Below are 21,127 nucleotides of genomic sequence, written 5' to 3'. Positions count from 1 at the left end.
GATCAGCACCCGGCCCCTGGTCGCCCCGGTCAGCGGCTTGCGGTGCTGGCCGCCCCGCTGCCACGGGACATCGGCGACCGGACGGGAGTAGGAGCGGTTGATCGATGAGGTGGCCGGTGTTTCGGATGCCTCGGTGCGAGACGCGCTGGGTGCGGCTAACCACTGCGGGGCGACGTCGTCGGTGTCGTTGAGGTCGTCAAGCTCTGGAGCCCTCAGCACCTGCGCTTCTTTGTCGAACGTGGTGTTGTCGCTGAACTCCAGGTCGTCCAGGTAGCCGAACTCATTAAACGGAATGATGTCGGTGACCTCATTGCGGCTGAGTTCGGGCCTGCGGTCACGGGATTCGAGAGAGGCTCCCACTACGGGAGGCCGGGCGTAGCGATGCTGGGTCAACCGGAAAAGTCCTCGGGTCGTAACCTAAGCGTTATCTCGGACCCTGAGACGTTAACCAGTTTCCCCCAGCAGTGGCAACACAAGCCACTAATCCGCGCGGGGATTGTGACCTTAATCACTCGACCCGCGCGGTGACCTATGCCACATCAAGGATGCGGCGTTCAGAATCGCTCAGCCGTGTCGATACAGTTCCCCGCAGGCACGGTTGTTAATCCGGCCCGCGACAACTGCCGACTAAAAGTTTTCAAAGACAGAGTGGTCATGGATCTTTTCGAGTATCAGGCTAAAGAACTGTTCGTCCGTCGGGGCGTGCCAACCACGCCGGGCAGGGTGACCGACAACGCCGACGAGGCCAGAGCGATCGCCGAGGAAATCGGCCGTCCCGTCATGGTCAAAGCCCAAGTCAAGACCGGTGGGCGCGGTAAGGCAGGCGGTGTCAAGTACGCGGCGACGCCCGACGACGCCTACACGCACGCCAGCAACATCCTCGGCCTGAACATCAAGGGCCACATCGTCAAGAAGCTGTTGGTCGCCGAGGCCAGCGATATCGCCGAGGAGTACTACATCTCCTTCTTGCTGGATCGTGCTCACCGCACCTACCTCGCGATGTGCTCGGTCGAGGGCGGCGTGGAGATCGAAGAGGTGGCGGCCACCAAGCCCGAACGGCTGGCCAAGGTTCCCGTCGACCCCGTCGAAGGTGTCGACCTGGCGCTGGCACGCTCGATCGCCGAGCAGGGTCACCTGCCGGCGGAGGTGCTCGACGCCGCAGCGGTCACCATCGCCAAGCTGTGGGAGCTGTTCGTCGCCGAAGACGCCACGTTGGTCGAGGTCAACCCGTTGGTGCGCACCCCCGACGACCAGATTCTGGCGCTGGACGGCAAGGTCACGCTGGACGCCAACGCCGACTTTCGCCAGCCCGGTCATGTCGACTTCGAGGACCGCGATGCGACCGATCCGCTGGAGCTCAAAGCCAAGGAGCATGACCTCAACTACGTCAAGCTCAACGGCGAGGTCGGCATTATCGGCAACGGCGCCGGGCTGGTGATGTCGACGCTCGACGTTGTCGCCTACGCCGGGGAGAACCACGGCGGTGTGAAGCCGGCCAACTTCCTCGACATCGGCGGCGGCGCCTCGGCTGAGGTGATGGCTGCGGGTCTGGACGTCGTGCTGGGCGATGAGCAGGTCAAAAGCGTGTTCGTCAACGTATTCGGCGGCATCACCGCCTGTGACGCAGTGGCGACCGGAATAGTCAAGGCGCTGAAGATCTTGGGCGAGGAGGCCAACAAGCCGCTCGTGGTCCGCTTGGACGGCAACAACGTCGAAGAGGGCAGACGCATCCTCACCGAAGCCAACCACCCACTGGTGACTTTGGTCCCGACGATGGACGAGGCCGCTGACAAGGCCGCCGCACTGGCGAGCGCCTGACCGTGGCGATCGCAAGCGCCGGGTGCAGCGGGTCGACACAAGGATTGAGAGGGACCAATGGCGATCTTTTTGACCAAGGACTCGAAGGTCATCGTTCAGGGCATCACGGGTAGTGAGGCCACCGCGCACACCGCACGGATGCTCAAGGCCGGCACCCAGATACTCGGCGGGGTCAACGCCCGCAAAGCAGGCTCAGTGGTGGCGCACACGGACGCCGAGGGCAACGACGTCGAGTTGCCGGTGTTCAGCACCGTCGTCGAAGCGATCGAGAAGACCGGCGCCGACGTGTCGATCATCTTCGTACCGCCGAAGTTCGCCAAAGACGCCGTCATCGAGGCAATCGACGCGGGAATCGAACTGTTGGTGGTGATCACCGAGGGCATTCCGGTGCAGGACAGCGCATATGCCTGGGCCTACAACATCGACAAAGGCGGGAAGACCCGCATCATCGGTCCGAACTGTCCCGGCATCATCACGCCCGGTCAGTCGCTGGTCGGCATCACCCCGGCCAACATCACCGGGCCCGGCCCGATCGGCCTGGTGTCGAAGTCCGGCACGCTGACCTACCAGATGATGTACGAACTGCGCGACTTCGGCTTCTCCACCTCCATCGGGATAGGCGGTGACCCGGTGATCGGCACCACCCACATCGACGCCATCGAGGCATTCGAGAAAGATCCCGACACCAAACTCATTGTGATGATCGGCGAAATCGGCGGTGACGCCGAGGAGCGCGCGGCTGACTACATCAAGGCCAACGTGTCCAAGCCAGTCGTGGGCTACGTCGCGGGATTCACCGCTCCGGAGGGCAAGACGATGGGCCATGCCGGCGCGATCGTGTCCGGCTCGTCGGGGACCGCGGCCGCCAAGAAGGAGGCGCTGGAAGCCGCCGGCGTCAAAGTCGGTAAGACGCCGTCGGAGACGGCTGCGCTCGCCCGGAAGATCCTGCAGAGCCGGTAGCGGCGCCAATGAACGTCGATCCGCGCACTCCCGTCGTCGTCGGAGTCGGGCAGGCCGCGGAGCAGATCGACGACCCGTACTACCGCGCGATGTCGGCCGTAGAACTGGCCGCCGCGGGCGCACGGGCTGCCCTCGAAGACTGCCGCGCCGACGTCGCGAAGGTGGCCGCGTCGATTGACACCGTGGCCGGGGTACGGCAGTTCGAGATCTCCGGGCCGGCGGAGGCGGTGCTGGGCAAGTCGAATAACTACCCCCGGTCGGTGGCCAATCGGATCGACGCCGACCCGGTCCGCGCCATCTTGGAGGTGGTCGGCGGGCAGGGCCCGCAGAAGCTGATCAACGAACTGGCCGGCGAGATCGCCGCCGGCCGCTCGGAGGTGGCGCTGGTTTTCGGCTCGGATGCGACGTCGACCAACCGCTATTTCGCCAACTCCGAGAACAAACCGGATTTCTCCGAGCACATCGACGGCCAGCTCGAGGATCGCGGTCACGGCATCGAAGGGCTGATCTCTCGCTACACCGTCATCCACGGCCTGGTCGACGCGCCGACGCAGTACGCGCTGCTGGAGAACGCGCGCCGCGCCGGCACCGGGCTCGGTCCGGCCGACTACCTGCGGCGGATGGGCGAGCTGTTCGCGCCGTTCACGAAGGTGGCGGCCGGCAATCCGTTCGCGGCCGCACCAGTGGAACGCTCCGTCGAAGAACTCATCACGGTCACCGACAGCAACCGGATGATCTCTGACCCCTACCCGCGGTTGCTGGTGGCCCGCGATCAGGTGAATCAGGGTGCTGCGGCACTGCTGATGTCGGTGGGCGCGGCGCAGCGCTTCGGTGTGCCCGAGGAGAACTGGGTGTACCTGGCCGGTCACGCCGACCTGGCCGAACAACGCCTGCTGGGCCGGCCTGATCTCGGTCACGCTCCGTCGGCGGTACTGGCCGTACGCGAGGCGCTGGCGCTCGCCGGCATCGGCATCGACGACGTCGCCACCTTCGACCTGTACAGCTGCTTTGCTGTGCCGGTGTTCAACATCTGTGACGGGCTGGGCATCGCACCGGATGACCCGCGCGGGCTGACGCTGACCGGCGGTCTGCCGTTTTTCGGCGGCGCCGGCAACAACTACTCCATGCACGCCGTCGCCGAGACGGTCGCGGCGACGCGCACTTCACCGGGGCAGTACGGTCTCGTTGGCGCCAACGGCGGCATCCTGAGCAAGTATTCGGTCGGCTTATACACCACCACACCCACGCCGTGGCAGGCTGATCGTAGTGCGCAACTGCAGGCCCAGACCGACGCGCGACCCCTCGAGGCGGTGACCGAAGACGCCGAGGGCCGCGGCACCGTGGAGACCTACACGGTGCGTCGCGACAACGGGCAGCTGACCGGGATCATCATCGGCCGACTCGACGCCGACCACAGCCGTTTTCTGGCCACTACCGAAGACGACGACTTGATTGCCCTGCTCACCGAGGGCGAACCGCTGCAAGAGGCGGTCACCGTGTGCTCCTTCGACTACGGCAACCGCTGCTCGTTGAGCTGAGCTGACGGCAGCTAGACCGCGGCGGCCAACTTGCCGGCCAACCGTTCGACGTATCCGGCGATCTCGTCTGCAGAGCGGTCGGGCAACCCGAACAGCACCTCGGTGACGCCGATGTCAGCCCAGTGCGCCAGCTTTTCGGGTACCGGTTTGAAGTCCAGCGCCACGATCTGCGGCGCCCCCTCGCGGCCGGCGGAGGCCCAGGTTTTGTGCAGCAACTTGACCGGCTCGTCGATGTCGAAGTCACGCGGGGTGGTGATCCAGCCGTCGGCACTGCGCGCGATCCATTTGAAGTTCTTCTCCGTCCCCGCGGCGCCGACCAGCATCGGGATGTGCGCCTGCACCGGTTTAGGCCAGGCCCAACTGGAGCCGAAGTTCACGAATTCGCCTTCGTAGGACGCTTCCTCTTGAGTCCACAGGGCCCGCATCGCCTCGAGGTATTCGCGCAACATCGTGCGGCGCCGCGCGGCGGGCACCCCGTGGTCGGCGAGTTCGTCGGTGTTCCAGCCAAACCCAACGCCGAGACTCACCCGGCCACCGGACAGGTAGTCCAACGTGGCAATGGATTTGGCCAACGTGATGGGGTCGTGTTCGACCGGAAGTGCCACCGCGGTGGACAACCGAACGCGGGATGTCACCGCGCACGCCGCGCCCAGACTCACCCACGGGTCGAGGGTGCGCATGTAGCGGTCGTCGGGCAGTGATTCGTCACCGGTCGTCGGATGCGCGGCCTGACGCTTGACCGGGATGTGGGTGTGCTCGGGTACATAAAAGGTGTGAAAGCCGTGGTCGTCGGCAAGCTTGGCTGCTGATGCCGGGGTGATGCCACGGTCGCTGGTGAACAACACAAGCCCGTAATCCATGCCACGGATTAGAACGTGTTACACCTGAGGTGGGCAAGCGGGCACGATGACACGCCGTGCGCCGCACAGCACCGGTCGGCAGGTGCGCTAGCGTGGATGGGCGAATCGCGTCGCGGCGCCGGGACTGCCGAAGTGACGGTGTTCAGCAGCGGTCCATCGAGCGTCGCGGCGTCAAAAGGCACCGGAAGCAATAGGAGAAGCAATGACCTACTCGTCCGGCAGTTCGGGATATCAACCCGCGCAGCCCACAGTGTCCTATGGAACTTCTGGTTCGTCCGGATCGTCGGGGCCCTCGTTCGCCAAGTCCGACGATCACCAGAGCAAGCTGCAGCAGTACCTGACCATCGCGGTGGTGGCGCTGGGCTTGGCGGCCTACTTCTTCAGCTTCGGCCCGGTCTTCGATGTCAACGCCGACGTCGGTCCGTCCGGTGGCGGTGAATCCGTCGCGGTCCACGGCGGAAGGATCGGGGCGGCGGCTCTGCTGGCGGCATTGCTGGCTGCAGTGGGATTGCTGCCCAGGAGGAGGAGGTACACCGCGATCGTGGCGGTGATCTCAGTGTTCGGCGCGCTGCAGCTGATCTTGGGTGTCGTCGCCAAGCCCGCCAACTTCTCGGCCGGCTGGGCGCTGTGGGCCATCTTGGCCGCGGCGGTGTTGCAGGCCCTCGCCGCCGTCGGCGGGCTGCTGCTCCATGCCGGGGTGATCACGCCTCCGGCGCCGCGGCCCAAATACGACCGGTACAACCAGTACAACCAGTACGGGCAATACGGCGGCGGTTACTACGGTCAGCAGAGCCAGTCGCCCTACGGTCAACACGGCGGCCCGCAGCAGTCGCCCCAGCAGTCGGGCTACGGGCCGTCCTACGGTGGCGGCGGTTACCCGCAGGGGCCTTCGACCGGCGGATTCAGCACTGCCGGCCAGCAACACGGATCTCAGCAGGGCTCGCACTCAGGTCAACATCAGGGCTCTCCGCAGAGCGGGCAGAGTGAGCAGGGCACGTCCACCCCACCCACCGGCTTTCCCAGCTTCGGCACCCCGCAGTCGCACGGGTCCGGCCAGGAGACCCAGGGCACCAGCACCGGAAACGCCGGCGAGCACACGAGTTCCGGTCAGGGGCAACACTCCCAGGGGGGTCAGCAGCCCCAGTCGCCGTCTTCGCCCTCCGGTCCGACGCCGTCCTAGCCGGGCGCTCTCCCGCCTAGTCGGGGCCATGCGCGCGCAGTGACACCGGTGGAAGACCATCGAGCAGCGGGGCCACGCCAGGCACGCGACCTGCTCAGGGTCGCATTCGGTCCCGCTTCGGTCGCCTTGGTGATCATCGCGGCGGTGACGCTGCTGCAGCTGGTCATCGCCAACAGTGACCTGACCGGTGCCCTGGGGGCCATCGCCAGCTTGTGGCTTGGTGTGCATGGGGTGCCCATCGCCATCGGCGGACGTGAGCTCGGTGTGCTGCCGCTGCTGCCAGTCCTGCTGATGGTGTGGGGGACAGCGCGCACGACGGCGCGGGCCACGCCTGCGACTGCATCCTGGTTCGTCGTCCGCTGGGTGGTGGCATCGGCACTCGGCGGTCCGTTGCTCTTCGCCGCCGTTGCGCTGGCTGTCATCCACGACGCGGCATCAGTGCTCACCGAACTGCAGACTCCGAGCGCGTTGCGGGCGTTCAGCAGTGTGCTGGCCGTGCACGCCATCGGGGCGGCGGTGGGCGCGGGCTCACGGGTGGGTCAGCGGGTGGCGGCCACGGCGATGCTGCCCGACTGGCTGGGCGGCGCGCTGCGAGCGGCAAAGGCCGGGGGGGTGGCGCTGTTCGGGTTGTCCGCTGCGGTGACAGCCGGGTCGCTGGTCGTGCACTGGGCGACGATGCATCAGCTTTACGCCATCACTGATTCAATCTTCGGCCAGTTCAGTCTCACCCTGCTGTCGGTGCTCTACGCGCCGAACGTGATTGTCGGCACGGCGGCGATTGCAGTGGGCTCCAGCGCTCATCTGGGCGTCGCCTCGTTCAGCTCGTTCACCGTGTTCGGTGGCGACCTGCCGGCGCTGCCGGTGCTCGCCGCGGCCCCGTCGCCGCCGCTGGGTCCCGTGTGGGTCGCGCTGCTCATCGTCGGAGCTTCGTCGGGTGTGGCGGTCGGACAGCAATGTGCTCGCAGACCGTTGCCGTTTCTGCCGGCGATGGCCAAGCTGCTGGTTGCCTCGGGGTGTGCGGCGCTGGCGATGGTGCTGCTTGGCTACGCCGGCGGCGGTCAGCTGGGCAACTTCGGCGATGTCGGGGTCGATCAGAGCACCTTCGGATTCGCGGTGTTCTTCTGGTTCGCCGTCGTGGGCGCGGTCACGGTGGTGATGACCGGCGGAGTCCGGCGCCGCCCCAAGCCGCCCAGGCCGCCCAAGCTTCCTGAGCCGGCACCGAGTCCGGACGCCGACTTTCACGACGGCCAAGCCGTACTGAACCATCCCGCGGAACCCGAGAGGCAGGATGACGCGGACGACGATGTCGACATCACCGCCAGCCTGGAGCAAACGCCGTCAGCCCCATCTACCGTCGAACAACCCCACGACTGAGCCGGACTAAGCTCTGCGTGTGCAGGAACCCCTCCACGTGCCACCGAGCGCTCCTGCACGGCTGCTGGTGCTCGCTTCGGGCACCGGCTCACTGCTGAAATCGCTGCTGAGTGCCGCCGTCGACGACTATCCGGCACGGGTGGTGGCCGTCGGAGTGGACCGCGACTGCCCGGCCGTTGACATCGCCCGCGCGGCGTCGTTGCCCACCTTCACCGTCCGATTGCCGGACTACCCCGGCCGGGACGCCTGGGACGCTGCGCTGACCCAGGCGGCCGCAGCGCACTCGCCCGACCTGGTCGTGTCGGCCGGTTTCATGAAAATTCTTGGCCCGCAGTTCCTTTCTGCCTTCTGCGGGCGTGTCCTCAACACCCATCCGGCTCTGCTGCCCGCCTTTCCCGGTGCGCACGGCGTGGCAGAGGCGCTGGCCCATGGAGTTAAGGTGACAGGCTGCACGGTGCACCTGGTGGACGACGGCACCGATACCGGCCCGATACTGGCGCAGCAGGCCGTTCCCGTCCTCGACGGTGACGACGAGGAAACGCTGCACGAGCGCATCAAAATCGTGGAACGCCAACTCCTGGTGGATGTGGTGGCGGCGGTGGTCACCGGAGGCGTGAGCTGGAACGGACGAAAGGCAACCATAGGATGAGCCTGGACAACGGAGGCGACTGGCACGGCTCAAAAAGGCCGATCCGCCGGGCGCTGGTCAGCGTCTACGACAAGACCGGGCTGGTCGATCTGGTCCGCGGTCTGCATGCGGCCGGCGTTGAGGTCGTCTCGACCGGGTCGACCGCGAAAGTCATTGCTGACAGCGGTATTCCGGTGACACCGGTCGAGCAGGTCACCGGGTTCCCGGAGGTGCTCGACGGGCGGGTCAAGACACTGCACCCCGGGGTGCACGCCGGTCTGCTGGCCGACCTGCGCAAGCCCGGGCACAGCGCGGCGCTCGAGGAACTCGGAATCGCCGCGTTCGAACTCGTCGTGGCCAACCTGTATCCCTTCAGCGAGACGGTGGAATCCGGCGCCGGCATCGAGGAGTGCATCGAGCAGATCGACATCGGCGGCCCGTCGATGGTGCGGGCGGCTGCGAAGAACCACGCCAGCGTGGCGGTGGTGGTCGAGCCGTCCGGGTATGACGGTGTGCTGGCCGCGGTCGAAAGCGGCGGCTTCACCATCGCGGAGCGTAAACGCCTGGCCACATTGGCCTTTCGGCACACCGCAGAATACGACATCGCGGTCGCCGGCTGGATGGGTTCGACACTGGCGCCCGAGCAGCCGGCATTGGCCTTCCCGCAGTGGTTCGCGGCGACCTGGCGGCGCTCAGCGCTGCTGCGCTACGGCGAGAATCCGCACCAGCAAGCTGCGCTGTACAGCGATCCAGCCGGCTGGCCGGGCCTGGCGCAGGCCGAGCAGCTGCACGGAAAAGAGATGTCCTACAACAACTTCACCGACTCCGATGCGGCCTGGCGGGCAGCCTTCGACCAGGAAGCGATCTGCGTGGCGATCGTCAAACACGCCAATCCGTGTGGCATTGCCGTCTCGTCGGTGTCGGTGGCCGACGCGCACCGCAAGGCACACGATTGCGATCCGCTTAGCGCGTTCGGCGGAGTGATCGCGTCCAACACCGAGGTGAGCCTGGAGATGGCGGAGTACGTCAGCACCATTTTCACCGAGGTGATCGTCGCCCCCGCCTACGCGCCAGGGGCGGTCGACGCCTTGGCGCGAAAGAAGAACATCCGGGTGCTGTTGGTCGGTGAGCCGACCGGCGGCGCTGCCGAGCTACGCCAAGTCAGCGGTGGGTTGCTCATGCAGCAACGGGACCGCCTGGACGCGCCCGGAGACGATCCGAACAACTGGACGCTGGCAACCGGAGCGCCGGCCGGTCCCGACGTATTGGCCGACCTGGTGTTCGCGTGGCGAACCTGCCGTGCGGTCAAGTCGAACGCCATCGTGATCGCCGCCGACGGCGCCACCGTTGGCGTCGGTATGGGACAGGTCAACCGGGTCGACGCGGCGCGGCTGGCCGTCGAGCGCGCCGGTGACCGGGCGCGTGGGGCGGTCGCGGCATCCGATGCGTTCTTTCCGTTCCCGGACGGCTTGGAGACGCTGAGCGGCGCCGGGGTGACGGCGGTCGTGCATCCCGGTGGCTCGGTGCGGGATCAGGAGGTCACCGCGGCGGCCGAACGCGCCGGCGTCACGCTTTACCTGACGGGTGCTCGCCACTTCGCCCACTGACGCTGCGAACCGGCAGACACGACGCTGGTGCTCAGACCGTCGTAGCGTGGAGTGGTGACCTCACCTAACAATCTGCCCCGAACCGTCGGTGAACTGCGTGCCGCCGGGCACCGCGAGCGGGGCGTCAAGCAGGAAATCCGGGAGAACCTACTGACGGCGCTGGCCGAAGGCGACGACATCTGGCCGGGGATTTTCGGGTTCGACGACACCGTGCTGCCGCAGCTGGAGCGGGCGCTGATCGCCGGTCACGACTTCGTTCTGCTCGGGGAACGCGGGCAGGGCAAGACCAGGTTGCTGCGCGCGCTCACCGGTCTGCTCGACGAGTGGACACCGGTGATCGCCGGGGCCGAACTCGGTGAGCACCCGTACTCGCCGATCACGCCTGAGTCGATTCGCAAGGCCGCCACTTCAGGCGACGACCTGCCAATCGAGTGGAAGCACCGCAGCGAGCGCTACACCGAGAAGCTGGCCACCCCCGACACCAGCGTCGCCGATTTGGTTGGCGACATCGACCCGATCAAGGTGGCCGAAGGCCGCCGCCTGGGCGATCCGGAAACCATCGCCTACGGTCTGATCCCGCGTGCCCACCGCGGCATCGTCGCGGTCAATGAGCTGCCGGACCTGGCCGAGCGCATCCAGGTGTCGATGCTCAACGTCATGGAGGAGCGCGACATCCAAGTCCGCGGGTACACGCTGCGGCTGCCGCTGGACGTGCTGGTGGTCGCCAGCGCCAACCCGGAGGACTACACCAACCGCGGTCGCATCATCACCCCGCTGAAGGACCGGTTCGGCGCCGAGATCCGCACCCACTACCCGCTGGAGTTGCAGGCCGAGGTGGGCGTCATCATGCAGGAGGCGCACCTGAGCGCCCAGGTGCCGGAATACCTGACGCAGGTGATCGCCCGCTTCGCGCGGTATCTGCGGGAATCCCGGTCCGTCGATCAGCGGTCGGGGGTGTCGGCTCGGTTTGCGATCGCAGCGGCCGAAACAGTCGCAGCGGCGGCGCGCCATCGCAGCGCAATGCTGGGCGAGACGGAGCCGGTGGCGCGGGTGGTGGATCTCGGCACGGTGACCGAGGTGCTGCGCGGCAAGTTGGAGTTCGAGTCCGGCGAGGAGGGCCGCGAGCAGGCCGTGCTGCAGCACTTGTTGCGCCGCGCCACCGCCGACACCGCGTCTAGGGCCCTCGGCGGCATCGACGTCGGTCCACTGGTCGCCGCGGTGGAGAACGGTTCCGCGGTGACCACCGGCGAACGGGTGTCGGCGAAAGACGTGCTGGCGGCGCTGCCCGGCTTGCCGGTGGTCGACCAGATCGCCGCCCGGTTGGGCGCCGAATCGGAGGGCGAGCGGGCCGCCGCGCTGGAATTGGCGTTGGAAGCGCTGTACCTGGCAAAACGCATCGACAAAGTGTCGGGAGAAGGCGAAACCGTCTATGGCTAGCAGGCACTCCTCGCGGTACTCGGCGTACACGGGCGGGCCTGATCCGCTGGCTCCGCCGGTCGATCTGGCTGAGGCGCTCGAACAGATCGGGCAAGACGTCATGGCGGGCTCCTCGCCCCGTCGCGCGCTGTCGGAGCTGCTCCGGCGCGGCACCAAGGACATCTCCGGCGCCGACCGGCTGGCCGGCGAGGTCAACCGTCGCCGCCGGGAATTGTTGCGCGATAACAACTTGGACGGCACTTTGCAGGAGATCAAGAAGCTCCTGGACGAGGCGGTGCTGGCCGAGCGTAAGCAACTGGCCCGCGCCCTGGACGACGACGCGCGCTTCGGTGAGCTCCAGTTGGATTCGCTTTCGCCGTCACCGGCCAAGGCGGTGCAGGAGCTGTCCGACTACGACTGGCGCAGCAGCGAAGCGCGCCAGAAGTACGAGCAAATCAAGGATCTGTTGGGCCGCGAGATGCTCGATCAGCGTTTCGCCGGCATGAAGCAGGCGCTGGAAGGCGCGACCGACGAAGACCGCCAGCGCGTCACCGAGATGCTCGATGACCTCAACAGCCTGCTGGACAAGCATGCCCGCGGCGAGGACACCAAGCAGGACTTTCAAGACTTCATGGACAAGCACGGCCAGTTCTTCCCGGAGAACCCGCGCAACGTCGAGGAGCTGCTGGATTCGCTGGCCCAGCGGGCTGCCGCGGCGCAACGGTTCCGCAACAGCTTGAGCGCCGAGCAGCGCGCGGAGCTGGATGCGCTGGCGCAGCAGGCCTTCGGTTCGCCCGCGCTGATGCAGGCGTTGGACCGGCTGGACGGGCATCTGCAGGCGGCTCGGCCGGGCGAGGACTGGGACGGCTCGGCGCAGTTCTCCGGCGACAACCCGTTGGGTATGGGGCAGGGCGCGCAGGCGCTTGCCGACATCGGCGAGCTCGAACAGCTGGCCGAGCAGCTGTCGCAGAGTTACCCGGGCGCCACCATGGACGATGTCGACCTCGACGCGCTGGCGCGCCAGCTCGGCGACGAGGCAGCGGTCGACGCCCGAACGCTCGCCGAACTGGAGCGCGCGCTGGTCAATCAAGGCTTCTTGGACCGCAACTCCGACGGTCAGTGGCGGCTTTCGCCCAAGGCGATGCGCCGGCTCGGTCAGACCGCGTTGCGCGACGTCGCGCAGCAGCTTTCCGGACGGCACGGAGAACGCGAGCAACGGCGGGCCGGTGCGGCCGGCGAACTGACCGGGGCCACCCGGCGGTGGCAGTTCGGTGACACCGAGCCGTGGAATGTCACCCGCACCCTGACCAACGCGGTGCTGCGGCAGGCCGCAACGAGGCACACCGCCGGCCGTGGCGCTGCCATCGACATCACCGTCGACGACGTCGAGATCTCCGAGACCGAGATGCGCACCCAGGCTGCGGTCGCGTTGCTGGTGGACACCTCGTTCTCGATGGTGATGGAGAACCGCTGGCTGCCGATGAAGCGAACCGCGCTGGCGCTCAACCACCTGGTCAGCACCCGGTTCCGTTCCGATGCGCTGCAGATCATTGCGTTCGGCCGCTACGCGCGCACGATGACTGCGGCGGAACTGACCGGTCTGGAAGGGGTCTACGAGCAGGGCACGAACCTGCACCACGCACTGGCGCTGGCCGGCCGGCATCTACGACGGCATACCAACGCGCAGCCCGTCGTGCTGGTGGTCACCGACGGCGAGCCGACCGCGCACCTGGAAGACGTCGACGGGGGAGGCGCGGGTTCTACTGTCTTTTTTGACTACCCGCCGCATCCGCGGACCATCGCCCACACCGTGCGGGCTTTCGACGACATGTCCCGGCTGGGTGCTCAGGTGACCATCTTCCGGCTGGGCAGTGATCCTGGCCTGGCGCGGTTCATTGACCAGGTCGCGCGTCGGGTCGAGGGTCGCGTGGTGGTTCCCGATCTGGACGGCTTGGGCGCGGCGGTGGTCGGCGACTACCTGCGGTCTCGCCGGCGCCGACGCTAACCGTTCAATCCTGTGTTTTGCGGTTCTTCCGCTTGATGCCGACGCCGCCCCACAGCGAGAAGCCGCGCACCGTCACCTTGGGTGCACCCGGCGTGCCTTCGCTGTCGACGTCGTGGTCAAAGCCGCCCATCACGCCGCGGCCGTGGATGTCGACGTTGACTTCCGGCGGCAGCAGGATGGTCTGCCCGCCCATGATCGAGTAGGCGCGGATGTCAACCTCGGTCGAGGTGAAGTCGGCGTAGCGCAGATCGATGACCCCGCCGCCCCACAGCGCGAACGTCGTCAATTTCTTGGGCACATTCCAGCGGCCGCGCCGTTCGAACGCCCCCATGATGGCCAGCAGCAGCGTCGACGGCGCCGGCTTGCACGCGCCGCCGCGGCGGGTGTTCACCGTCGAACCCAGCAGGTCCGCCCGAAGCAGGTCCAACTCTTCGTAGGTCGTGGCGGCATACGCTTTGGTCAGCCGGTCCTCGTAGTCGCTCATCTGGAGTCGACCCCGGGCTGCCGCGTCAGTCAGCAGCTGCGCGACCTGAATGCGGTCGGTATCGGCAGCGCGCGGAAACTCCGCTTGCGCGTCTTTCTGCGCTGAATCGCTCATCTCAACTACGAGCCTACGGCGAACGAAATCGGTCGCAAGCAGATCGTCGAAACTGGCGCTGCGTCGTTACCCGGCTGACCCGTCGGGCACCCATCGTGGGGGCCGCTTCTGCAGGAAAGCGAGCATGCCTTCGCGGGCGTCCTCGGAGACGAACAGTCGCGCCGACTCCACGCTGAGCCGTTCGGCATCCCGGTCGAAACCCGCCAGCACGGCGGCGGTAGTCAGCGCTTTCGACGCGGCCAGGCCCTGTGGCGACGCGCGACCCAAGTCCGCGGCCAGCGCGGCGACCGCGGCGTGGACGTCGTCGGCAGCCAGACTGATCAATCCGATCGTGGCTGCTTCGGCGGCATCGAACTTCTCGCCGGTCAGGTAGTAGCGGGCCGCGGGGCGAGCCGAGATCTTCGGCAGCAGAGTCAGCGAGATGATCGCGGGCGCTACACCGATGCGCGCCTCGGTCAGCGCGAAGGTGCTGTGCGGGCCGGCGACCGCGATGTCGCATGCGGCCACCAGGCCCATTCCGCCGGCGCGGACGTGACCGTCGACGGCCGCGATGACCGGCAGTGGTGACTCGACGATGGCGCGCAGCAGCGCGGTCAACTCCCGAGCCCGGTCGGCCGCCTCGACGAACGGGTCACCGCCGGAAGCCTCGCTCAGGTCGGCGCCGGCACAGAACGTGCCGCCGGTATGGCCCAACACCACCGCGCGCACGGTCTCGTCGGTGGCCGCACCCCGCAGCCCTTCGTGCAGCTGCTCGACGAGTGCCTTGGACAACGCATTGCGGTTATGCGGCGAGTTCAGCGTCAGCCGGGCGACTGGCGGACCCGAGGCCGCGGGACCCGCGTATTCGACGAGCGCGCCCATCAGTAGGACCGGGGCAGGCCCAGCGACGTCTGTGCGACGAAGTTCAGCACCATCTCCCGGCTCACCGGCGCGATGCGCGACAACCGGGACGCGGTCAGCGCCGCGGCGATGCCGTACTCCTTGGTCAGCCCGTTGCCGCCGAGCGACTGCACTGCCTGGTCGACCGCCTTGGCCGCCGCCTCACCGGCGGCGTACTTGGCCATGTTGGCCGCTTCGGCGGCACCCATGTCGTCACCGGAGTCGTACAGTGTGGCAGCTTTCTGCATCATCAGTTTGGCCAGCTCGACCTCGATGTGGTTCTGCGCCAACGGGTGCGAGAGGCCCTGGTGGGCGCCGATCGGGGTGGACCAGACTTTGCGGGTCTTCACGTAATCGGTGGCTTTGTTGATCGCGAAGCGTCCCATGCCGACGGCACTGGCCGCACCCATGATGCGTTCCGGGTTGAGCCCGGCGAACAGCTGGGCGATCGCGGCGTCCTCCGACCCGACCAGCGCATCGGCGGGCAGTCGCACGTCATCGATGAAGACTTGGAATTGGCGTTCGGGACTGATCAGCTCCATCTCGATGGGGGTGTAGCTGAAGCCGGGGCTGTCGGTGGGCACTACGAACAGTGCCGGGCGCAGCTTGCCGGTCTTGGCTTCTTCGGTGCGGCCGACCACCAGGACTGCCTGCGCCTGATCGACACCGGAGATGTAGACCTTCTGGCCGGACAGCACCCAGTCGCTGCCGTCGCGGCGGGCGGTGGTGGTGATCTTGTGCGAGTTGGATCCGGCGTCCGGCTCGGTGATTGCAAACGCCATCGTGGTCGAGCCGTCGGCGAGGCCGGGAAGCCAGCGTTGCTTCTGGTCGTCGGTGCCGAACTTGCTGATAATGGTGCCGTTGATGGCCGGCGACACCACCATCATCAGCAGGCCGCAACCCGCGGCGGACATCTCCTCCATGATCAGCGACAGCTCGTACATCCCGGCGCCGCCGCCGCCGTACTCCTCGGGCAGATTCACTCCGAGAAATCCGAGTTTACCTGCCTCGTACCACAATTCGTCGGTGTGCTGGTGCGCGCGGGCCTTCTCCAGGTAGTACTCCTGGCCGTAGTTGGCGACCAGCGCGGTGACCGCCTTGCGCAGCGCCTTGCGGTCTTCGTTCTCGATGAAGCTGTTGTCGGTCACGGTTCTTGTTCTCCTTCTGCCTGAATCTCCAATGATGCGGAGCCGGCTTCCACGCGTGCCAGCATGGCGCCAACTTCGACCTGCTGGCCGGGGGCGACGTCGAGTTCGGCCAGCACACCGTCGGCGGGCGCGGTGATCGTGTGTTCCATTTTCATCGCTTCCAGCCAGACCAGCGGCTGACCGGCGCTGACGGTGTCACCGACCTGCGCGCCGACCCGGATGACGTTTCCGGGCATCGGTGCCAGCAGCGAGCCCTGCTCGACCGCCGAACCCGGTTCCGGGAAGCGGGGCAATGCGAGGAAATGCACGGGCCCGTGGGGTGAGTCGACGTAGACGTCGTGCAGATCGGGACCGTAACGCGCGGTGGTGAAGCGGCGCGCCACCCCACTGTCGTCGGCGAGGTCGACATGGTCGGCGGTATAGGAGACCAGGTGCACCGACTCGTCGGCCGGCAGCACCAGACCGCTTCGGGTGAAGCGGTACTCGATCCGGTGTTCGTCGCCCTCATCGTCGACATATGTCTTGACCTGATAACCCGACGCCAGATTGCGCCAGCCACTGGGAATCGAACCGAGGACCCTTGCCGCCGAACGGTTATGGGCGGCGTCGGCGACTGCCGCCGCGACAGCCGACAGCCGTACCGAAGCGGGATCGGACAGCGGCGTGGACAGCTCAGCCAGGCCGTGGGTGTCGAAGAAAGCGGTGTCGGTGGCGCCGTCCAGAAAAGCCGGATGCCGCAACACATTGACCAGCAGGTCGCGATTGGTGCGCACACCGTGCAGGCGACTGCGCGACAACGCGTCGGCGAGCACCAGCGCGGCCGTCCGGCGTGCCGGCGCGTAGCAGATGACCTTGGCCAACATCGGGTCGTAGTGAATCGACACCATTGATCCGTCGGCGATCCCGGAGTCCAGCCGGATTCCGGTGCGCCGGCCCAGCGTGGTGAACTCGGCCACGACACCCGGCACCTCGATGCGGTGTACCGCACCGGCCTGCGGCTGCCAGCCGCGCGCCGGATCCTCGGCGTAGAGCCGGGCTTCGATTGAATGACCCTGTGCAGGGGGCGGGTCCGCATCGAGTCGGGCGCCTTGGGCGACCGCCAACTGCAATTCCACCAGATCGAGGCCGGTGGTCTCCTCGGTGACGGGGTGTTCTACCTGCAGGCGGGTGTTCATCTCGAGGAAGTAGAACTCACCTTGATCGTCGGCGAGGAACTCGACGGTCCCCGCGCCGGTGTAGCCGATCGCGCCGGCGGCCAGACGGGCGGCGTCGAACAGCTTGGCGCGCATTCCCGGAGTGCGCTCGACCAGCGGTGATGGTGCCTCTTCGATGATCTTCTGGTGCCGGCGCTGGATCGAGCACTCGCGTTCACCCACCGCCCATACCGTCCCGTGGGTGTCGGCGAGCACCTGGACCTCGACATGGTGCCCGGTGAGCAGGTAGCGCTCGCAGAAGACCGTCGGGTCGCCGAACGCGGACTGCGCTTCGCGCTGAGCCGCGGCGACTTCGCGTGCCAGGGAATTTAATTCGGTGACCACGCGCATGCCGCGGCCACCGCCGCCGGAAGACGCCTTGACCAGAACCGGCAGCTGTTCTTTCGTGACGGTGTCCGGGTGGAGTTCGTCGAGCACCGGTACCCCGGCGGCGGCCATCATCTTCTTCGATTCGATCTTCGAGCCCATAGCGCGGACCGCCGCGACCGGCGGCCCGATCCAGGTCAGGCCGGCATCTTGCACGGCGCCCGCGAATTCCGGGTTCTCCGAGAGGAACCCGTAACCCGGATGGATGGCGTCGGCCCCGGCGGCGCGAGCGGCGGCGATGATCGCGTCGACGGACAGATAGCTGTTGGTGGCCGGTAGCCGCACATTGAAGTCGGCCTCGGCGACATGCGGCGCGTCGGCGTCCGGATCGGTGTAGACAGCGACAGTGCCCAGACCCGCACGCCGGCAGGAGGCGAACACCCGTCGGGCGATCTCGCCGCGGTTGGCCACCAGAACTCGTGTGATCCCCATCTGCCTCACATCCGGAAGACGCCGAAGTTCGACGTGCCCTCGATCGGGCCGTTGGCGATGGCCGACAAGCACATGCCCAGGACGGTGCGGGTGTCACGCGGATCGATGACGCCGTCGTCGTAAAGCCGCCCGGACAGGAACATCGGCAGTGACTCGGCTTCGATCTGCGCTTCAATGGCGGCCCGCAGTGCCGCGTCGGCGTCTTCGTCGACGGTTTGGCCGCGGGCCTGCGCCGCCGCGCGGCTGACGATGGAGATGACACCGGCCAGCTGAGCGCCGCCCATCACCGCGGCCTTCGCGCTGGGCCAGGCGAACAGGAAGCGCGGATCGTAGGCCCGGCCGCACATTCCGTAATGTCCGGCACCGTAGGACGCGCCGATCAACAAAGAGATGTGTGGCACCGTCGAGTTGGAGACGGCGTTGATCATCATCGAGCCGTGCTTGATCATCCCGCCTTCCTCGTAGTCCTTGCCCACCATGTAGCCGGTGGTGTTGTGCAGGAATAGCAGTGGCGTGTTGGAACGGTTGGCCAGCTGGATGAACTGGGTGGCCTTCTGGGATTCCGCACTGAACAACACGCCGCGGGCGTTGGCCAGAATGCCTACCGGGTAGCCGTGCAACCGTGCCCAACCGGTCACCAGGGAGGAGCCGTAGAGAGCTTTGAACTCGTCGAATTCCGAGCCGTCCGCGATGCGGGCGATCACTTCCCGCGGATCGAATGGGATGCGCAGGTCAGCGGGCACGATGCCGATCAGCTCTTCGGCGTCGAGCAGCGGCTCGGTGACCGTTGTAGGCGTCGGGCCCTGTTTCACCCAGTTCAGCCGGGTGACGACCCGGCGTCCGATGCGCAGGGCATCGAGTTCGTCGGCGGCGAAGTAGTCAGCCAAACCCGAGACCCGGGCGTGCATTTCGGCGCCGCCGAGCGACTCGTCGTCGGACTCCTCGCCGGTGGCCATCTTGACCAGCGGCGGGCCGGCCAGGAACACTTTCGAGCGTTCCTTGATCATCACGACGTGATCGGACATCCCGGGCACGTAAGCGCCGCCGGCCGTGGAGTTGCCGAAAACCAGTGCAATGGTGGGAATCCCGGCTGCTGACAGCCGCGTCAGGTCCCGGAACATCTGGCCGCCGGGGATGAAGACTTCCTTCTGGGTGGGCAAGTCCGCCCCGCCCGATTCGACGAGGGAGATCACCGGCAGCCGGTTCTCGAATGCGATCTGGTTGCCCCGCAAGATCTTCCGCAGTGTCCACGGATTGCTGGTGCCGCCCTTGACCGTTGGGTCGTTGGCGACGATCATGCACTCCACCCCGGCCACCGCGCCGATGCCCATCACCACGCTGGCACCGACCTGAAAATCACTGCCCCACGCCGCCAGCGGGCATAATTCCAAAAACGGCGAGTCGGCGTCGACCAGCAGCTCGATGCGCTCGCGAGCGGTCAGCTTGCCGCGGGCGTGGTGGCGTTCGACGTATTTGGGACCGCCACCGCCGAGCGCCTTGGCCAGCTCGTCATCGAGCTCGGCCAGCTTCCCAGACAGCGCCGATGCCGCCTCGGTGTAGCCGGGAGCATTCGGGTCGAGGGTGGAATGCAGCTTGGTCATGCGCCGCTCTTCCCCCGCGAGGCGGGAGGTGCCCCCACCTCATCGCTCCCAGTAAATCGTCGCACCGCGGCGGTCATTGTTGGTATCCCAGCAGTTTGGCGCTCAGCGCGGTCAAGATTTCCGTCGTCCCTCCGCCGATACCCAGGATGCGCATGTCGCGGTACTGACGTTCGACTTCGGATTCCGCCATGTAACCCATCCCGCCGAACAGCTGAACAGCCTGGCTGGCCGCCCACTCGCCGGCTTCCACTGCGGTGTTTTTCGCGAAACACACCGGCGCGATCAGGTTGGTGTCACCGGCAAGCTGGCGGTCCACCACATGGCGGGCGTACACCCGTGCCACGTCGATGCGACGGGCCATCTCGGCGAGCGTGTTCTGCACGGTCTGCCGGGAGATCAGCGGACGGCCGAACGTCTCCCGGTCGCGGCACCACTGGACGGTGAGGTCCAGACATCGCTGCGCGCTCGAATAAGCCTGTACAGCAAGGCCGATGCGTTCGGGGACGAATGCCTGCGCGATCTGGGCGAACCCGGTGTTCTCGGCGCCGACCAGGTTGGCCGCCGGCACGCGCGCGTCGGTGTAGGACAGCTCCGCGGTGTCCGAGGACCGCCAACCCATCTTGTCCAGCTTGCGGGTGACTTGGAAACCAGGAGTAGCCCGGTCCACCACCAGCAGCGACACGCCCGCCGCGCCCGAGCCGCCGGTGCGCACCGCTGTCACCACGTAGTCAGCCCGAACTCCGGAGGTGATGTAGGTTTTCGTGCCGTTGACCACGAAGTCGTCGCCGTCACGCACAGCGGTGGTCCGCAGGTGCCCGACGTCAGAGCCGCCGCCGGGTTCGGTGATCGCCAGCGCGCCGATCAGGTCGCCGCGCAGTGTCGGGCGCACAAAGGTTTCGATCAGCCTGGCATCGCCGGAGGCGATCATGTGCGGCACCGCGATCCCGCAGGTGAACAGCGACGCGTACACACCCCCGGGTGCGCCGGCTTCGTGCAGTTCCTCGCAGATCACCACCGCGTCGGCGCCGTCACCGCCACCGCCGCCAACCTGCTCGGGGAACCCGGCGCCGAGCAGCCCGGCGTCCCCGGCGCGGCGATGCAGGTCGCGGGGCAGCTCACCGGCGCGCTCCCACTCGTCGACGTGCGGAAGGATCTCCCGTTCCGTGAACGAGCGCACCGTTTTGCGGAGCTGGTCGCGCTCCGGCGTGGTCCAGATGCTCACAGCAATCCTCCGGGAATGTCGAGATGCCGGCTGCGCAGCCATTCGCCGAGCCCCTTGGCCTGCGGGTCGAAGCGCGCCTGGTAGGCGACGCCTTGCCCGAGGATGTCGTCGATGACGAAATTGACCGCGCGCAAGTTGGGCAAAAGGTGGCGGGTGACGGGCAGGTCGGCGGTTTCCGGTAGCAGCTTCTTGAGCAGATCCACCGTCAGCGTGTTGGCCAGCCAGCGCCACTGCTCGTCGGTGCGCACCCACAGCCCCACGTTGGCCGATCCGCCTTTATC

17 protein-coding genes and 1 pseudogene are annotated in these 21,127 nt (G+C 67.1%); 9 read left to right on the top strand and 9 right to left on the bottom strand.

Going from position 1 to position 21,127, the window contains the following annotated elements:
* Positions 1-360, bottom strand: a pseudogene (locus WA317_RS08755) (M23 family peptidase); the annotation flags it as partial.
* A 294-nt stretch (positions 361-654) separates the two neighbouring features.
* Here WA317_RS08755 and sucC point away from each other — a divergent pair.
* From sucC to WA317_RS08740, 3 genes are read left to right on the top strand one after another with little or no spacing between them, the layout of a single operon-like run.
* Entirely contained in the window at positions 655-1,818 is a 1,164-nt protein-coding gene (sucC, locus tag WA317_RS08750) for an ADP-forming succinate--CoA ligase subunit beta (protein ID WP_425172658.1), read from the top strand.
* 57 nt (positions 1,819-1,875) lie between these two features.
* Entirely contained in the window at positions 1,876-2,778 is a 903-nt protein-coding gene (gene sucD / locus WA317_RS08745; RefSeq protein ID WP_425172657.1) for a succinate--CoA ligase subunit alpha, read from the top strand.
* Positions 2,779-2,786: 8 nt separating this feature from the next.
* Positions 2,787-4,316, top strand: coding sequence for an acetyl-CoA acetyltransferase (locus WA317_RS08740; protein WP_425172656.1), 1,530 nt, complete (start codon positions 2,787-2,789; stop codon positions 4,314-4,316).
* A gap of 11 nt (positions 4,317-4,327) precedes the next feature.
* On the opposite strand, the gene WA317_RS08735 is transcribed toward WA317_RS08740, so the two are convergent.
* Complete coding sequence (locus tag WA317_RS08735; RefSeq protein ID WP_425172655.1) at positions 4,328-5,176, bottom strand: LLM class F420-dependent oxidoreductase; 849 nt, start codon at positions 5,174-5,176, stop codon at positions 4,328-4,330.
* 202 nt (positions 5,177-5,378) lie between these two features.
* Here WA317_RS08735 and WA317_RS08730 point away from each other — a divergent pair, with 202 nt between their 5' ends.
* Genes WA317_RS08730 through WA317_RS08705 form a run of 6 tightly spaced genes read left to right on the top strand, consistent with a single transcriptional unit; the run spans position 5,379 to position 13,386 of the window.
* Positions 5,379-6,356: a DUF5336 domain-containing protein gene (locus tag WA317_RS08730; RefSeq protein WP_425172654.1), complete on the top strand. Its 978-nt coding sequence runs from the start codon at positions 5,379-5,381 to the stop codon at positions 6,354-6,356.
* Positions 6,357-6,404: 48 nt separating this feature from the next.
* Complete coding sequence (locus WA317_RS08725; protein WP_425172653.1) at positions 6,405-7,730, top strand: DUF6350 family protein; 1,326 nt, start codon at positions 6,405-6,407, stop codon at positions 7,728-7,730.
* Between the two features lie 19 nt (positions 7,731-7,749).
* Positions 7,750-8,379 carry a phosphoribosylglycinamide formyltransferase gene (gene purN / locus WA317_RS08720; RefSeq protein ID WP_425172652.1) on the top strand — a complete coding sequence of 210 codons (630 nt, stop codon included), beginning with the start codon at positions 7,750-7,752 and terminating at the stop codon, positions 8,377-8,379.
* A complete protein-coding gene (purH, locus tag WA317_RS08715; RefSeq protein WP_425172651.1) occupies positions 8,376-9,965 on the top strand; it encodes a bifunctional phosphoribosylaminoimidazolecarboxamide formyltransferase/IMP cyclohydrolase in 1,590 nt (529 codons plus the stop codon). The genes purN and purH overlap by 4 nt, the downstream gene beginning before the upstream one ends.
* A 51-nt stretch (positions 9,966-10,016) precedes the next feature.
* Positions 10,017-11,402 (top strand): sigma 54-interacting transcriptional regulator, encoded by a 1,386-nt coding sequence (locus WA317_RS08710; RefSeq protein ID WP_425172650.1) that lies wholly within the window; start codon positions 10,017-10,019, stop codon positions 11,400-11,402.
* Positions 11,395-13,386 (top strand): vWA domain-containing protein, encoded by a 1,992-nt coding sequence (locus WA317_RS08705; protein ID WP_425172649.1) that lies wholly within the window; start codon positions 11,395-11,397, stop codon positions 13,384-13,386. Before WA317_RS08710 ends, WA317_RS08705 begins: the two co-directional genes overlap by 8 nt.
* A 4-nt stretch (positions 13,387-13,390) precedes the next feature.
* On the opposite strand, the gene WA317_RS08700 is transcribed toward WA317_RS08705, so the two are convergent.
* The 7 genes from WA317_RS08700 to WA317_RS08670 all read right to left on the bottom strand — a co-directional run.
* A complete protein-coding gene (locus tag WA317_RS08700; protein WP_425172648.1) occupies positions 13,391-13,984 on the bottom strand; it encodes a DUF1707 SHOCT-like domain-containing protein in 594 nt (197 codons plus the stop codon).
* A gap of 66 nt (positions 13,985-14,050) precedes the next feature.
* Complete coding sequence (locus WA317_RS08695) at positions 14,051-14,845, bottom strand: enoyl-CoA hydratase family protein (protein WP_425172647.1); 795 nt, start codon at positions 14,843-14,845, stop codon at positions 14,051-14,053.
* Positions 14,845-16,011, bottom strand: a complete 1,167-nt coding sequence (locus WA317_RS08690; protein WP_425172646.1) for an acyl-CoA dehydrogenase family protein — start codon at positions 16,009-16,011, stop codon at positions 14,845-14,847. Before WA317_RS08690 ends, WA317_RS08695 begins: the two co-directional genes overlap by 1 nt.
* Complete coding sequence (locus WA317_RS08685; RefSeq protein WP_425172645.1) at positions 16,008-18,023, bottom strand: acetyl/propionyl/methylcrotonyl-CoA carboxylase subunit alpha; 2,016 nt, start codon at positions 18,021-18,023, stop codon at positions 16,008-16,010. Before WA317_RS08685 ends, WA317_RS08690 begins: the two co-directional genes overlap by 4 nt.
* 5 nt (positions 18,024-18,028) lie before the next feature.
* Positions 18,029-19,624, bottom strand: coding sequence for an acyl-CoA carboxylase subunit beta (locus WA317_RS08680; RefSeq protein ID WP_425172644.1), 1,596 nt, complete (start codon positions 19,622-19,624; stop codon positions 18,029-18,031).
* Between the two features lie 73 nt (positions 19,625-19,697).
* A complete protein-coding gene (locus WA317_RS08675) occupies positions 19,698-20,846 on the bottom strand; it encodes an acyl-CoA dehydrogenase family protein (protein WP_425172643.1) in 1,149 nt (382 codons plus the stop codon).
* Positions 20,843-21,127: AtuA-related protein (locus WA317_RS08670; protein WP_425172642.1), on the bottom strand; the 285-nt coding region annotated here is incomplete at its 5' end. The genes WA317_RS08675 and WA317_RS08670, both read right to left, overlap by 4 nt.

It is taken from the genome of Mycobacterium sp. (genome assembly GCF_049802695.1).
In the GTDB taxonomy this organism is placed as follows: domain Bacteria; phylum Actinomycetota; class Actinomycetes; order Mycobacteriales; family Mycobacteriaceae; genus Mycobacterium.
Note: the sequence above shows the minus strand (reverse complement) of the source record. Positions and strands in the feature narration are given on the sequence as shown.